This window comes from Streptomyces echinoruber (assembly GCF_014651135.1).
GTDB lineage: Bacteria > Actinomycetota > Actinomycetes > Streptomycetales > Streptomycetaceae > Streptomyces > Streptomyces echinoruber.
Map to the genome: position 1 here is coordinate 64,121 of NZ_BMWH01000016.1, position 14,265 is coordinate 78,385.

Here is a 14,265-nt window from a genome sequence, read left to right on the forward strand (position 1 = left end):
GCCCCGGGCGCGGGCGCGCGGGGGTCCGAAAGCGCGGGCAAAGGACGGCCGAAAGTACGAGCATGATCATTCGCGTGGTGTGGCGGCCGCGTTGACCGACCCGTCCGGCGTGCCACAGGCTCGTCATATAGATGCTTTATACAACTTGTTCGGCGGGAGGCCGGACATGCCTGCGAACGCGCAGGCGGAAGTCGCCTTCCGCGGACGAGTGGACGGGAGGTAACGCATGTGCGGCATCACCGGTTGGGTCTCCTTCGACCGCGACCTGCGCGCCGAGGCCGCGGCAGTGGAGGCGATGACCGAGACGATGGCCTGCCGCGGCCCCGACGACCACGGCACCTGGGTGCAGGGCCCCGCGGCCCTCGGGCACCGCAGGCTGGCGATCATCGACCTGCCCGGCGGGCGGCAGCCGATGACCGCCAAGACCCCGGACGGCACGGTCGCCCTCGTCTACTCCGGTGAGACCTACAACTTCACCGAGCTGCGCCGCGAACTGGCCGGCCGCGGCCACCGCTTCACCACCGACTCCGACACCGAGGTCGTGCTGCGCGGCTACCTGGAGTGGGGCGAGGCCGTCGCCGAGCGGCTCAACGGCATGTACGCCTTCGCCGTGTGGGACGCCCGCCGGGAGCGGCTCGTGATGATCCGCGACCGCATGGGCATCAAGCCGTTCTACTACTACCCGACCGCCGACGGCGTCCTGTTCGGCTCCGAGCCCAAGGCGATCCTCGCCAACCCGCTGGCCCCCGCCCGGGTGCGGCTGGACGGCCTGCGCGAGCTGTTCACGTTCGTCAAGACGCCGGGCCACGCGGTGTGGGACGGCATGCGCGAGGTGGAGCCCGGCACCGTCGTCACCGTCGACCGCACCGGCCTGCGCACCCGCGCCTACTGGACGCTGGAGACCCGGCCGCACACCGACGACCGCGACACCACCATCGCCACCGTGCGCTCGCTGCTGGAGGACATCGTGCGCCGCCAGCTCGTCGCCGACGTGCCCCGCTGCACCCTGCTCTCCGGCGGCCTGGACTCCTCCGCCATGACCGCGCTCGCCGCCCGGCAACTGGCCGAGCACGGCGAGAAGGTGCGCAGCTTCGCCGTCGACTTCGTCGGGCAGGCGGACAACTTCGTCGCCGACGAACTGCGCGCCACCCCCGACACGCCGTTCGTGCACGACGTGGCGCGCACCGCGCGGACCGAACACCAGGACATCGTCCTGGACGCGCAGTCCCTCGCCGACCCGGAGGTGCGCGGCCGGGTCGTCCGCGCCCGCGACCTGCCCGCCGGCCTCGGCGACATGGACGCCTCGCTGTACCTGCTGTTCCGGGCGATCCGCGAGCACTCCACCGTCGCGCTGTCCGGCGAGTCCGCCGACGAGGTCTTCGGCGGCTACCTGCAGTTCTTCGACGAGGAGGCGCGCCGCGCCGACACCTTCCCGTGGCTGGTGCGCTTCCGCCGCGACTTCGGCGACGACGGCGAGGTACTGCGCCCCGACCTGCTGCGGAGCCTGGACCTGGAGGGCTACACCGCCGACGCCTACCGCTTGGCTGTGGCCGGTGTGCGGCGCCTGGACGGGGAGAGCGACTTCGAGTACCGGATGCGGCGCATCTGCCACCTCCACCTCACCCGCTTCGTACGCGTCCTGCTCGACCGCAAGGACCGCATGAGCATGGCAGTCGGCCTGGAGGTCCGGGTGCCGTTCTGCGACCACCGGCTCGTCGAGTACGTCTACAACACCCCCTGGGCGCTGAAGTCCTTCGACGGCCGGGAGAAGAGCCTGCTGCGCGAGGCGACCGCGGACCTGCTGCCGAGGTCCGTCTACGACCGGGTCAAGAGCCCCTACCCGTCGACGCAGGACCCCAAGTACGCGCTCGCCCTGCAGGACCAGGCCAAGGAACTGCTCGCCCGGCCCTCCCACCCGGTGTTCGACCTCGTCGACCCGGAGCGGGTCCGCCGGGTCGCCCACCGCGACACGCCCGTCATCACACAGGCGGCGCGGCACGGCCTGGAGCGGACCCTCGACCTGGCCCTGTGGCTCGACCTCTACAAGCCGGAGGTGGTGCTCGGCTGAAGGCCCAGCGCCCGGTCGGCGGCCGCCTGCGTGCGGTGCCACCACGTGGTCACCGGCTCCCACACCCGGATCACGTCCCCCGCCCCCAGCCGGGCCGCGGTGAACGTGCGCCCCGGGTCGGCGGAATCGGCGGAGACGGTCAGCGCGTCCACCCGGCGGACCTGCGGGTCCGCCGGGTCGGCGACCGTGCGGACGGTGGCGTACGCCGTGCGGCCCGGGCCCAGCCGGTACGGGCCGCTCCCGCCCGCCGGCACGGGCAGCGCGGCGCCGTCGAGGTCGCCGAAGGTGACGGTCGGGACGCGGTCGACGGTGCAGGCCCGCACGCCGCGGTTGGTGACGCGGACGCGCACCACCGAGGCGTCGGCGGGCGCGGCCGCCGCCCGCAGCGCGAGCACCCCGGCCGGGCACGGCCCGGGCGCGGCGACGGCCCGGCTCTGCGGCGCGGACAGCAGCAGGGCCGCCGCGGCGGCCGGGGCGGCGCACACGGCGGTGACGGTGCGGAGAGCGGTGGTGGTGCGGAAGCGCATGCCGGGTTCCCTCTGTCTCGGGCACGGGTGGGAGACGTGCCGGGGCACGTGTGCGGCGCCGACGGGGCGCCCACCGGTGTGACCGGTGAGGCAGGGAAGGGGTTGCGTGTCCGGCACGGGATTCACCCCTCCTCGTCCGGCGGGCAGGAGCTGCCGTCGGCCGGCAGAGAACCGTACAGCAGGAAGTCGTCGACCTTGCGGTGCACGCACGTGGAGGAGCCGTACCCGGTGTGGCCGTCGCCCCGGTTGTCGAGCACCACCGCCGACGGGCCGAGCCGGCGGGCCGTCTCCAGGGCCCAGCGGTACGGCGTGGCCGGGTCGCCGCGGGTGCCGACGAGGAGCAGCTTCGGCGTCCGCACGTCCTTGACCCGCGTGCGGATGAAGTCGGTGCCCGGGGGACGGCCGTGGCACATCAGCACCTGGGCGAGCCGGTGGCGGCCGAAGACCGGCGAAGCGTGCTCGTAGGCCGCGCGCAGCCGGCCGAGCTGCCGGGCGAGGTCGGCGGCGGCGGGCCGGTCGGGGTCGTCGGCGCAGTCCACGGCCATCAGGGCGGCCGGGAGGTTGTCCGCGGGCACGTCCTCGGGGTCGACGAGCCCGCCGTCGCCCGCCCGGTCACGGCGGGGGAGGCCGGCGCCGCCGGAGGCGAAGGCCTCGACGCCGCGCGTGTCGCCGTCGTCGACGAGCGCCGACAGGGCCCGCTCCAGCGGCGGCCACAGCCGCCTGCTGTACAGGCCCCGGCCGAGGGCGGCCACCAGGTCCTGGCCGGTGAACCGCGCGCCAAGACCGGTCGGCACCGGCTCCTCGTACAGGGAGCGCACCAGCCGGACCATCTGCTCCCCGGCCGTGCGCCGGTCCTGCCCGAGGGGGCAGGCGATGTCCTTCACGCACCAGTCCAGGAAATCGTCCAGGGCCCGCTGCTGGCCCTCGGCGCCCGCCAGCCCCTGCTCGGCGAGCGGCTCGGTGAGGGTGTCCACACCGTCCAGCGCCATCCGGCCCACCAGGTGCGGGAACTGGGCCGCGTAGACCGCGCCGAGCCGCGAACCGTAGGAGAAGCCGAGGTAGTTGAGCTTCCGGTCGCCCAGCGCCTGCCGTATGACGTCCAGGTCGCGGGCGACGTTCACGGTGCCGATGTGACGCAGGACGGGGCCGGAGTGCCGGGCGCACTCCGCGGCCGCCCTGCGCAGCTGCTCCAGCACCGTCCCCGGGTCGCGCACCGCGTCGCCGCCGGCCACGGCGCCCAGGGCGCCGCCGGGGGTGTCGCCGCAGCTGACGGGGGAGGAGCGGCCGACGCCGCGCGGGTCGAAGCCGACCACGTCGTAACCGTTCGTCAGGTCCATGAAGTCCCCGCCGTTCGCGGCGAGTTCGGCCACGCCGGGACCGCCCGGACCGCCGAAGTCCAGCACCACCGAGCCCTGCCGCTTCCCGGTCGCCCGGTAGCGGGCCACCGCCAGATCGAGCGTGGCCCGCTGCGGGTGGGCGTAGTCGAGGGGCACGGTGACCTTCCCGCACTGCAGGTCCTTCGGCATGCCGGAGCCCTCGCACGCCGCCCACTGGATCCTCTGCCGGTAGAAGCGCGACAGGTCCGGCCCGTCCCCTTCACCGGCCGCGGCGGGTCCCGCGGCCGGCACCGCCACGGCCGCCACCGAGATCACGGCCGAGGTGACGGCTCCGGTGAGGACGCGGCGCCGCACCGTGGCGGGCCGCGCCGGCTGCATGGCCTGCATCGACGCCTCCAGGACCTTCGGCCGCGGACCGGGGAACCGCGCTCCCGATCACCATAAGCGCGTCGCCGGGGCCTCGCCTCCCGGCGGGCGGACGGGAGAAGCGCCCTGTATCCTCCGCGCCCCCCTCATGCATCCTCCGCACCGGGCGGGCGCCGGGCGTGTGCGCCCCGGCAGGGCCGGGGCCGGGCGGGGGACGCCGGTCGGCGCGGGGCGCCGTCCGCGGCGGCCACCGGCGTCCCGCACGGCCGGTTGCCCGCCGCGCCCCCCACGGAGATGCCGGGAAGGGCCCGCAAGACCGGTGATGTCACATCCCGGCCCGCCCGCTACGTCGCACGGGTATGAGCACGAACGACACCACCCGATCCCAGAGCATCCTCCTCGCCGGCGCCGGCGGCGTCCTCGGCCGGCACGTCGCCCGGGCCCTGACCGAGGCGGGTCACAAGGTGACCGGTCTCGGGCGCGGGCCGGTCCACGAGATCCGGGCCGACCTGCTGGACCGCGACGCCCTGCTGCGGGCCGTCGAGGGGCACCGCTTCGACACCGTGATCCACGCCGCGACCGCCCTGCGCCGCCCGCCCCTGCGCCACCGCGACATGCACGCCACCGACGCGCTGCGCACCGACGGCACCGCGCACCTGATCGAGGCCGCGCTGGCCACCGGCGCCCGCCGCTTCGTGGCGGAGTCGATGGTGTTCGGGTACGGCTACGGGGACTTCGGCGAGCGCCCGCTCACCGAGGACGACCCCTTCGGGCCGCCCGGCGCCACCCCGGAACTGGAGCGGCACCTCGCGGCCATGCGCACCAAGGAGCGCCTCACCTTCAACACGCCCGGCCTGGAGGGCGTCGCGCTGCGCTTCGGGCTGTTCTACGGCCCCGGCGGCACCGAGGCGCTGCTGTCGCTGCTGCGCCGCAGGCAGCTGCCCGTCACCGCCGACCGCGGCCGGGTCCTGCCGTGGGTGGAGCTCACCGACGCGGCCCGCGCGGTGGTGGCCGCCGTGGAGCGCGGCCGACCGGGCCAGGCGTACAACGTCGCCGACCGCACGCCGCTCGGCTTCGGCGCCCATGTGCGCTGCGTCGCCGAGGAGTTCGGGCTGCCCCGCCCGCTCACCGTGCCGTCGTGGCTGCTGCGGCCGATGGGCTACGCGCACGTGGTGATGTCGAGCAGCCTGCGGGTGTCCACGGTGAAGGCCGAACGGGAGCTGGACTGGCGTCCGGCGTATCCCTCGGCACGGGAGGGGCTGGCGGCCCTGCACGCCGGTCGCTGACCGGGGCCCGGGGCACGTGAAAGGGCGCGGCGCACCGGTGTCTGCTCCCGGTGCGCCGCGCCCGGTGGACGAGGGCGCGGTACGCGCGGCACGCGCGGTACGCGTCCCGCGGCGGTACCGCCGCGGTCAGGCGCGGACCTTGGCGCGGTCCACCGCGGCGACGCCGACGGCGGCGAGGGCGATCTGGATCAGCCACTCGATCCAGTCCACGCCCTTGGTGTCGGCCACGCCCAGCCCCGCGGCGATCGCCGAGCCGAGCAGCGCGGCGACGATGCCCACGGCGATCGTCCACAGGACACCGATGTGCTGGCGGCCCGGTACGACCAGCCGTCCCAGCAGACCGATGATGATGCCGATGACGATGGCACTGATGATGCCGGAGATCTCCATCTCTGCCCCTCTATGTCGACATCCCCGTTGGCATCCGTGTGCCCGCCGGCGGCGCGAACACTCCGTTCGAACCGAGGCCAAGGCTCTCCGTTCCTCAGTCGGCCGCGCTTGCGGTCCGGTCGCCCGCGTCCGCGCGGCCCGTGCCCGCCCGTGTCCGTGTCCATGCACGGCCCATGCACGGTCCATGCACGGGAGAGGACGGCAGGATCGCGCCGAACCTCGGGAGTACCGGACATGTCCCCGCAGATCGGGGGCAGGCGAACGGTACGCGAGTCGGCGTTGTCGTTGCAGTCGGAGCGAGATCCGGAGGTGTCTGCCGCTATGGACGCGAAGGTGCTGGGGCGTTTCCCCGCGGGGTCTCCGCGCGGATCCTGGCCGGCGGAGGAGTTCGCGGCGGCGCGCCGCGCCGAGGGCGAACCCGCGGAGGTCGTGATGGACCTCAGGTCGGACGCCTTCCTCGTCGTGGTACCGGCCCAGGACGAGGACTGATCCCCCGCGCCGGCCGCCCCGGTGCCCGGCCGCGGGGACGGCCGGCGTGGCCGGTCCGGCCGCCGGCCCCATGGGACCGGCCCCACGGGACGCGGATCCGGACGGCGTGTGTCCTTCCGCCGGGCGCACGAGTCAGGCGCCGCCGGACGCCTCCGGCCGGGGCAGGGTGCCGCCCCGTTCCCGCGCCCGGCGCACGAACGCCTCGTGCAGGTCCCGCGCCGCCTGCGGCACCGGCTCGACGCGGCGGCGCAGCAGCATCAGCAGCACCCGCGTCGCCCCGTCGTCGGCGATCGGCCGGTGGGTGATCAGACCGCTGTGCTCCAGCGGGTCGCCGATCACGCTGAAGTCCGGCAGCACCGTCGCTCCCAGGCCCTCCGCCACCATCAGCTTGCCCATCTCCGCGCCGTCCGTGGAGTACGCGAAGCACGGCCCGTGCCGTCCCAGCAGCCGGTGCACGTACCGGTGCATCACGTAGCCGGTGCGCATACCGATCAGCGGCTCGGTCAGCAGGTCCTGTGCGGACACCGCGGCCCGGGCGGCGAGCGGGCTGTCCGGGCGGACGCACACCACGGGCCGGCCGCGCAGCAGCTCCACGGAGGAGAACGCGGCGGGCAGGTCGTCGCCCTCCAGGTGGTTGACCAGCCCCAGGTCGAACCCGCCCTCCGTCAGCGCCCGGTGAATGTCCGTCTGCTGCGCGCCGACCACCTCCACCTGGGTGTGCGGATGCGCGGCGCGGAAGGCCCGCACCGCCGGGATGAGCAGCGGCACGGTCGCCGCGTTGACCGTGCCCACCCGCACCATGCGGCTGACCCGGTGCTGCTCGCCCGCCGCGGTCCGCAGCCGGTCCACCGCCTCCAGCACCGCCACGATGTGCGGCAGCAGCTCCCGGCCCGCCGTGCTCATCGTCGCCCCGGACCGCTTGCGCTCCAGCAGATCGACGCCCAGCTCCCGTTCCAGGTTGCGCACCGTCTCGCTCAACGCCGGCTGCGACAGCCGCAGTTCCTCCGCGGCGCGGCGCAGCGAGCCGAACCGGGTGACGGCCGTTATGTATTCCAGTTGCTCGGTTCGCACCGCCGCAGAATGCGGCCGCCGTGTCGCCGCGTTCAAGGATTTTCCTGTCACGCCTTCGTGAAATTCAATGGTCCGCGATACGAGACCGGTCGGCTTTCCCTTGACGGTGGCGGATTCCGGCTGCCAGGATCGACGGCATGAAGATGCGACTGGACCTCACGCGGCGACGCCACGTCGACCTCGCCCGCGTCTCCAGCGCCTCCTGTTGCGCCGCGGCCTGATCGAGCCGATCCGCCGCGCATTTCCCGCACCCTTCGGTACCACCGTCGTACGACCGTCACCGTGCGGTCGTGAGCACCGGTGTGCCCGAAAGCACCCCTTTCCCGAATCCGGCCTTTCCCGTGCCCGTATTCGGTGTTTCCCCGCGCATTCCCCTGCCCGCGTCCGTCCGTTTTCCGCTCGCCGTCACCCGCAACAGGAGTTCCGCATGCCCGCCGTTCCGCACAAACCCGCCCAGCCGCTGAAGTTCGCCTACTGGGTCCCCAACGTCAGCGGAGGACTCGTCACCAGCCGGATCGAGCAGCGCACCGACTGGAGCTACGACTACAACCGCGACCTCGCCGTCCTCGCCGAGAACAACGGCTTCGACTACGCCCTCAGCCAGGTCCGCTACATGGCCGGCTACGGCGCCGAGTACCAGCACGAGTCGACCGGCTTCAGCCTCGCCCTGCTGCTCGCCACCCGGCGCCTGAAGGTCATCGCGGCCGTCCACCCCGGCCTGTGGCACCCCGGCGTCCTCGCCAAGTTCGGCGCCACCGCCGACCACCTCTCCGGCGGCCGCTTCGCCGTCAACGTCGTCTCCGGCTGGTTCAAGGACGAGTTCACCGCGCTCGGCGAGCCCTGGCTGGAGCACGACGAACGCTACCGCCGCTCCGAGGAGTTCATCCGCGCGCTGCGCGCCGTCTGGACCGAGGACCACGCCGAACTCGCCGGCGACTTCTACCGGATCCGCGACTTCACCCTCAAGCCCAAGCCGCTCGCCGCCCCCGGACGGCCCCACCCGGAGATCTTCCAGGGCGGCAACTCCACCGCCGCCCGCGCCATGGCCGGCCGCGTCTCCGACTGGTACTTCTCCAACGGCAGGGACTTCGACGGCGTCACCGAGCAGATCGCCGACATCCGCCGGTCCACCGCCGAGGCCGGCCGCACCCCGCCGAGGTTCGGCCTCAACGGCTTCCTCATCGCCCGGGACACCGAGGCCGAGGCCCGCGAGACCCTCCGCGAGATCGTCGCCAAGGCCGACACCGAGGCCGTCGAGGGCTTCGGCGCCGCCGTCCGGCAGGCGGGCCGCTCCACCGCCGACGGCAAGGGCATGTGGCAGGACTCCACCTTCAAGGATCTGGTCCAGTACAACGACGGCTTCCGCACCGGCCTGATCGGCACCCCCGAGCAGATCGCCGAGCGGATTATTGCCTACAAGCGGCTCGGTGTCGACCTGTTCCTCCTGGGCTTCCTGCACTACCGGGAGGAGGTCGAGTACTTCGGCCGCCGCGTGCTGCCCCTCGTGCGCGAGCTGGAGGCCCAGCTCCCCGACGGCGGCGCCCGCCCCGCCTCCGTGCCCGTCTCCGCCTGACCTGCACCCGCACCCGTAGCCGCACCTCGAACCGCGAAAGAGGCCGTACGCCCATGAGCACCGCCACGCCCACCGACTGGCAGACCCGCCCCACCCCCGCCACCCCCGCCGAGTGGATCGCCCGCGCCGCCGAGGTCGCCGCCGTCCTGGCCACCGACGCCGTCGAGCGCGACCGCGCCGGCGCCACCCCGTACGCGGAGGTCCGGCTCCTGAAGGACTCCGGCCTGGTCACCCTCCTCGGGCCCGCCGAGCACGGCGGCGGGGGACAGGACTGGACCACCGCCTACCGCGTCGTACGTGAAGTCGCCAAGGCCGACGGCTCCATCGGCCAGCTCCTCGGCTACCACTACCTGTGGAACTGGGCCGCCCGCCTGGTCGGCACCCGCGAGCAGTGGGAGCACGTCGAAGCCGAGGCCGCACGCAACCGCTGGTTCTTCGGCGGCGCCGTCAACCCGCGCGACAACGACGTCGTCGTCACCGAGGACGGCGACGACCTGGTCTTCACCGGCCACAAGACCTTCTCCACCGGCAGCAAGGTCTCCGACGTCACCGTCCTGGAAGGCGTCCTCGAGGGCACCGACCAGCACGTCTTCGCCATCGTCCCCTCCGACAGCGAGGGCCTGACCTTCCACGACGACTGGGACAACATCGGCCAGCGGCTCACCGAGAGCGGCAGCGTCACCCTCGACGGCGTGCGCACGCCCTGGTCCTCCGCGGCCGGCTACGTCGGCAAGGAGTTCCGGCCCCGCGTCTACAACACGCTCAACGTCCCCACCATCCAGCTGGTCTTCGTCAGCTTCTACCTCGGCATCGCCGCCGGCGCCCTGGAGACCGCCGCCACCTACACCCGCACCAAGTCCCGCTCCTGGCTGCACGGCGGCCACGAGCGCGCGGCCGACGAGCCGTACGTCGTCGACACCTACGGCGACCTCACCGCCAAGCTGTGGGCGGTCGAGGCCCTTGCCGACGCCGTCGCCGCCGAGGGCCAGGTGCTGCACGACGACCCGGACGCGGTCACCGAGCAGGCCCGCGGCGAGTTCGAGGTCCGCGTCGCCGCCGTCAAGGCCCGCGCCACCGACGTCGCCCTGGAGGTCACCAACCGGATCTTCGAGGTGACCGGAGCCCGCTCCACCGCCTCCGCCGAGGGCCTGGACCGCTTCTGGCGCAACGTACGCACCCGCCCACCCGTCACCCGGCCATCACCCCTGAAGGAGGCGCTTCGCGCCGCCCCTTGCGATGGCACGACCCGGTCGCCTACAAGCGCCGCGAGGTCGGCCGATGGGTCCTGGAGGGCGAACTGCCCGAGCCCACCTGGTACTCCTGACTGCCGCCCGCCCCGGGGCGCCCGCCGCGAGCGTGGGCGCCCCCTCGAGGAAGGAAGCCTCCATGGCCACCGTCCTGTCCGTCTCCGGCAGCCCCTCCGCCTCCTCCCGCACCGCCCGGCTCCTGCGCCATCTGGACGCCCGGCTGACCGCGCAGGGCCACGAGGTGGTCCCGCTCGACATCCGCACGATCCCGGCCGAGGCCCTGCTCGGCGCCGACTTCCGGCACCCGGCGATCGTCGAGGCCACCGGGCTGTTCGCGCGCGCCGACGGCGTCGTCGTCGCCACCCCCGTCTACAAGGCCTCCTACTCCGGCGTCCTCAAGGCCCTGCTCGACCTGCTGCCGCAGTACGCGCTGCTCGGCAAGACCGTGCTGCCGCTGGCCACCGGCGGCACCACCGCGCACGTCCTGGCGATCGACTACGCGCTGCGGCCGGTGCTGACCTCCATGGGCGCGAGCCACATCGTGCAGGGCTGGTTCACCCTCGACAAGGACATCACCGTCCACGAGGACGGCTCCGTGACCGTCGCGGCCGCCGCCGACGAGGCCCTCACCCAGGTCGTCGACCAGTTCGCGGCGGCCCTCGGCCGCACCCCGCTGCTGGCGGCGGCGAGCTGACCGCCATGGCCGACACCACCGCCCGCGTGATCGCCGACGACGCCGAGGCCCTCGCCGTCGCCGCCGACCTCGCCGACGCCTTCCGCACCGGTGCCTCCGCCCGGGACGCCGAGCGCCGCCTGCCGCACGCCGAGGTCGACCGGCTGTCCGCCTCCGGGCTGCTGGCGATCACCGTGCCCGCCGGGCACGGCGGCGCCGACGTACGGCAGGAGACCCTGGCGGAGGTCTTCCGGCTGCTGGCCGCGGCGGACGCCAGCCTGGCGCAGATCCCGCAGAGCCACTTCGTGTACGTCAACGTCATCCGCCGCCAGGGCACCGAGCAGCAACGGAAGTTCTTCTTCGCCGAGGTGCTCGCCGGGCGCCGGTTCGGCAACGCCCAGTCGGAGGCGGGCACCCGGCACGTGCAGGACATCCGCACCCGCCTCCGGCGGCAACCGGACGGCTCCTACGTGCTCACCGGCGTCAAGCACTACGCCACCGGCGCCCTGTACGCCGACTGGATCCCGGTGCTCGCACGCGCCGGGGACGACCGGCTGCACGTCGCCTACGTGCCGCGCGACGCGCCCGGCCTCACCGTCGTCGACGACTGGGACGGCATGGGCCAGCGCACCACCGCCAGCGGCACCGTGCGCCTGGACGGCGTGCCCGTGCCCGCCGACCGGGTGCTGCCGCACCACCTCACCTTCGAGGGCCCCCAACTGCACGGCGCCATCGCCCAGTTGCTGCACGCCGCCATCGACACCGGGATCGCCGGCGGCGCGCTCGCCGAGGCCGCGGAGTTCGTGCGGACCAAGAGCCGCCCGTGGTTCGAGAGCGTCGCCGAAGGACACGCGACGGCCGCCGACGACCCGCTGCTCATCCAGCGCTTCGGTGAACTCGCCCTGCGGCTGCGGGCGTCCGAGGCGCTGCTGAAGGAGGCCGCCCGCGCGGTGGACGCGGCCCGCGCCCACCTGACCGACGACACCGCGGCCGAGGCGTCCGTCGCCGTGGCCGCCGCCAAGGCGCACGCCGCCGGGACCGCCGTGACCCTGGCCGACGCCCTGTTCGAGGTGTCCGGCACCCGCTCGACCCTGAACTCCCTGAACCTGCACCGCCACTGGCGCGACGCGCGCACCCACACCCTGCACGACCCGGTCCGCTGGAAGATCCAGCACCTCGGCCGGTACGTGCTGAACGGGACGCGCCCGCCCCGGCACGGTCTGCTGTGACCACGTCCCGATCGGAGATCCCCCCGTGTCCCTCACCTTTCACTGGTTCCTGCCCACCAACGGCGACAGCCGCCACGTGGTCGGCGGCGGCCACGGCACCCCCGCCACCGCCTTCGGACAGGACCGGCCGCCGACGGTCGGCTATCTCGGCCAGATCGCCCGCGCCGCCGAGGACCTCGGCTTCACCGGTGTGCTCACCCCCACCGGCGCCTGGTGCGAGGACGCGTGGCTGACCACCGCGATGGTCGCCCAGCACACCGAGCGGCTGAAGTTCCTCGTCGCCTTCCGCCCCGGCCTGGTCTCGCCCACGCTCGCCGCGCAGATGGCCTCCACCTTCCAGCGGCAGACCGGCGGACGGCTCCTGCTCAACGTCGTCACCGGCGGCGAGAGCCACGAGCAGCGCGCCTACGGCGACTTCCTCGACAAGGACGCCCGCTACCGCCGTACCGGTGAATTCCTGCAGATCGTACGGGAGTTGTGGGAGGGCAAGACCGTCGACCTGCACGGCGAGCACCTGCGGGTCGAGGACGCGAGACTGGCCCGGCTGCCCGACCCGGTGCCCGAGCTGTACTTCGGCGGCTCCTCGCCCGCCGCCGGCGAGGTCGCGGCACGGCACGTCGACGTCTACCTCACCTGGGGCGAGCCGCCCGCCCAGGTCGCCGAGAAGATCGCGTGGATCGGGAAGCCGGCCGCGCGGCACGGCCGCACCCTGCGCTTCGGCATCCGGCTGCACGTCATCACCCGCGACACCTCCGCCGCCGCCTGGGCCGAGGCCGGCCGGCTCCTGGACGGCTTCGACCCCGACACCGTACGGGCCGTGCAGGCCGGGCTCGCCCGCAGCGAGTCCGAGGGACAGCGGCGCATGCTCGCCCTGCACGGCGGCCGCCGCGACCGGCTGGAGATCCACCCCAACCTGTGGGCCGGGATCGGCCTGGTGCGCGGCGGCGCCGGCACCGCCCTGGTCGGCAGCCACGAGGAGGTCGCCGAGCGCATCAAGGAGTACCACGCCCTCGGCATCGAGGAGTTCGTCCTGTCCGGCTACCCGCACCTGGAGGAGGCGTACTGGTTCGGCGAGAACGTCCTGCCCCGGCTGGCCGCCGAGGGCCTGTGGCGGCACCCGGACGGCCGGCGCCCCGCGGCGCCGGCGCAGGTGCCGTTCGCGAGCCGGCCCGGCGTCAGGACGCCCCGGGAGCACGTGCCGTGAGCAGCGGCTGGAAGAAACCCGTCTGCCGCGGCATGCGCCACACCGGGTCCCGGAAACCCGCGCGGGCCGCCAGCCCGGCCAGGTGCTCCCGCCGCAGCGCCCAGTACGTGGCCCGGTGCACCCGCACCCGCCAGTCCTCCTCCCCGCCCGCGCCGCCCCGCGTGAGCCGGAACAGCTCCAGGTCGTAGCGCTCGCCGTCGTCGTGCCAGTGCCACACCTGGAAGACCACCGACCGCCCGGTGTCCCCGGCGGATCCGTGGAGCTGGGGAGGCGTCGCGGCGGGGCGGTCGCGCAGCAGCTCGTCGTAGGGGCGGGTACTGGCCAGCAGCAGTCCGCCGGGGCGCAGCACGCGGCGCATCTCGGCCAGGGCCGCGCCCACGTCCGCCTCGGTCAGCAGGTGCGGCAGCGCGTTGTCGGCGCAGACCACCACGTCGAAACGGCCGTCGGGGAAGGGCAGCCGGCGCATGTCGGCGGCCGCCGTGCGCAGGCGCACCCCGCGCCGGGCCGCCTCCCGGCCGGCGCGGGCGGCGGCGCGGACACTGAGGTCGGTGCCGGTGACGTGGTGCCCGCGCAGCGCCAGCCCGATCGCCTGGGTGCCGATGCCGCAGGCGCAGTCGAGCACCTCGGACCCGTCCCGGCCGATCAGCGCGTCCAGGGCGGCGCCCTGCCGGCGCACCCCGGCGTCCCAGTCCGCGTAGAGCCGGTCGTAGGCGTCGGCCAGTTCGTCGTAGAAACGCGCCACCGAACCTTCCCGCATGGGCCGAGACTACCGGCCCGGCCCCCCGCCGGCGCCCCGCGCGCCGGC

General features: G+C 74.3%; 13 protein-coding genes and 1 pseudogene. 9 read left to right on the forward strand and 5 right to left on the reverse strand.

Annotated features, from left to right (window positions below):
- The first annotated feature begins 226 nt into the window (after positions 1–226).
- A complete protein-coding gene (asnB, locus tag IE225_RS19085; protein WP_190058770.1) occupies positions 227–2,068 on the forward strand; it encodes an asparagine synthase (glutamine-hydrolyzing) in 1,842 nt (613 codons plus the stop codon).
- Here the strand turns inward: asnB and IE225_RS19090 are convergent.
- Positions 2,041–2,595, reverse strand: coding sequence for a DUF4232 domain-containing protein (locus IE225_RS19090; protein ID WP_190058771.1), 555 nt, complete (start codon positions 2,593–2,595; stop codon positions 2,041–2,043). The two genes, asnB and IE225_RS19090, sit on opposite strands and share 28 nt — an antisense overlap.
- Positions 2,596–2,717: 122 nt before the next feature.
- Complete coding sequence (locus tag IE225_RS19095; protein ID WP_190058772.1) at positions 2,718–4,319, reverse strand: alpha/beta hydrolase; 1,602 nt, start codon at positions 4,317–4,319, stop codon at positions 2,718–2,720.
- A gap of 338 nt (positions 4,320–4,657) precedes the next feature.
- Between IE225_RS19095 and IE225_RS19100 the strand changes: the two genes are divergently transcribed.
- Positions 4,658–5,584, forward strand: coding sequence for an NAD-dependent epimerase/dehydratase family protein (locus IE225_RS19100; RefSeq protein ID WP_190058773.1), 927 nt, complete (start codon positions 4,658–4,660; stop codon positions 5,582–5,584).
- Between the two features lie 126 nt (positions 5,585–5,710).
- On the opposite strand, the gene IE225_RS19105 is transcribed toward IE225_RS19100, so the two are convergent.
- Entirely contained in the window at positions 5,711–5,974 is a 264-nt protein-coding gene (locus IE225_RS19105) for a GlsB/YeaQ/YmgE family stress response membrane protein (RefSeq protein ID WP_190058774.1), read from the reverse strand.
- Positions 5,975–6,295: 321 nt separating this feature from the next.
- Between IE225_RS19105 and IE225_RS19110 the strand changes: the two genes are divergently transcribed.
- Positions 6,296–6,463, forward strand: coding sequence for a DUF8839 family protein (locus IE225_RS19110; protein ID WP_190058775.1), 168 nt, complete (start codon positions 6,296–6,298; stop codon positions 6,461–6,463).
- Between the two features lie 132 nt (positions 6,464–6,595).
- Here IE225_RS19110 and IE225_RS19115 read toward each other — a convergent pair whose 3' ends face one another.
- Complete coding sequence (locus tag IE225_RS19115; RefSeq protein ID WP_190058776.1) at positions 6,596–7,534, reverse strand: LysR family transcriptional regulator; 939 nt, start codon at positions 7,532–7,534, stop codon at positions 6,596–6,598.
- 143 nt (positions 7,535–7,677) lie between these two features.
- On the opposite strand from IE225_RS19115, the gene IE225_RS34070 reads away from it, so the two are divergent.
- From IE225_RS34070 to IE225_RS19140, 6 genes and pseudogenes are all read left to right on the forward strand, one after another.
- Positions 7,678–7,755, forward strand: a complete 78-nt coding sequence (locus IE225_RS34070) for a putative leader peptide (protein WP_350786652.1) — start codon at positions 7,678–7,680, stop codon at positions 7,753–7,755.
- Positions 7,756–7,961: 206 nt separating this feature from the next.
- On the forward strand, positions 7,962–9,107 hold the full coding sequence (gene sfnG, locus IE225_RS19120; protein ID WP_190058777.1) for a dimethylsulfone monooxygenase SfnG: 1,146 nt from the start codon (positions 7,962–7,964) through the stop codon (positions 9,105–9,107).
- 53 nt (positions 9,108–9,160) lie between these two features.
- Positions 9,161–10,431 (forward strand): annotated as a pseudogene (locus tag IE225_RS19125) (acyl-CoA dehydrogenase family protein).
- Between the two features lie 62 nt (positions 10,432–10,493).
- A complete protein-coding gene (gene ssuE, locus IE225_RS19130) occupies positions 10,494–11,048 on the forward strand; it encodes an NADPH-dependent FMN reductase (protein WP_190058778.1) in 555 nt (184 codons plus the stop codon).
- Between the two features lie 5 nt (positions 11,049–11,053).
- Complete coding sequence (locus IE225_RS19135) at positions 11,054–12,256, forward strand: SfnB family sulfur acquisition oxidoreductase (RefSeq protein ID WP_190058779.1); 1,203 nt, start codon at positions 11,054–11,056, stop codon at positions 12,254–12,256.
- Positions 12,257–12,281: 25 nt separating this feature from the next.
- Positions 12,282–13,460 carry an LLM class flavin-dependent oxidoreductase gene (locus tag IE225_RS19140; RefSeq protein ID WP_190058780.1) on the forward strand — a complete coding sequence of 393 codons (1,179 nt, stop codon included), beginning with the start codon at positions 12,282–12,284 and terminating at the stop codon, positions 13,458–13,460.
- Here the strand turns inward: IE225_RS19140 and IE225_RS19145 are convergent.
- Positions 13,432–14,217, reverse strand: coding sequence for a class I SAM-dependent methyltransferase (locus tag IE225_RS19145; protein WP_190058781.1), 786 nt, complete (start codon positions 14,215–14,217; stop codon positions 13,432–13,434). The genes IE225_RS19140 and IE225_RS19145 overlap by 29 nt on opposite strands.
- Positions 14,218–14,265: the final 48 nt, after the last annotated feature.

Bases quoted from the DNA above. Each gene is read 5' to 3' on its own strand.
- asnB (WP_190058770.1), top strand. From the start codon at position 227: ATGTGCGGCATCACCGGTTGGGTCTCCTTCGACCGCGACCTGCGCGCC.
- IE225_RS19090 (WP_190058771.1), bottom strand. From the start codon at position 2,595: ATGCGCTTCCGCACCACCACCGCTCTCCGCACCGTCACCGCCGTGTGC.
- IE225_RS19095 (WP_190058772.1), bottom strand. From the start codon at position 4,319: ATGCAGGCCATGCAGCCGGCGCGGCCCGCCACGGTGCGGCGCCGCGTC.
- IE225_RS19100 (WP_190058773.1), top strand. From the start codon at position 4,658: ATGAGCACGAACGACACCACCCGATCCCAGAGCATCCTCCTCGCCGGC.
- IE225_RS19105 (WP_190058774.1), bottom strand. From the start codon at position 5,974: ATGGAGATCTCCGGCATCATCAGTGCCATCGTCATCGGCATCATCATC.
- IE225_RS19110 (WP_190058775.1), top strand. From the start codon at position 6,296: ATGGACGCGAAGGTGCTGGGGCGTTTCCCCGCGGGGTCTCCGCGCGGA.
- IE225_RS34070 (WP_350786652.1), top strand. From the start codon at position 7,678: ATGCGACTGGACCTCACGCGGCGACGCCACGTCGACCTCGCCCGCGTC.
- sfnG (WP_190058777.1), top strand. From the start codon at position 7,962: ATGCCCGCCGTTCCGCACAAACCCGCCCAGCCGCTGAAGTTCGCCTAC.
- ssuE (WP_190058778.1), top strand. From the start codon at position 10,494: ATGGCCACCGTCCTGTCCGTCTCCGGCAGCCCCTCCGCCTCCTCCCGC.
- IE225_RS19135 (WP_190058779.1), top strand. From the start codon at position 11,054: ATGGCCGACACCACCGCCCGCGTGATCGCCGACGACGCCGAGGCCCTC.
- IE225_RS19145 (WP_190058781.1), bottom strand. From the start codon at position 14,217: ATGCGGGAAGGTTCGGTGGCGCGTTTCTACGACGAACTGGCCGACGCC.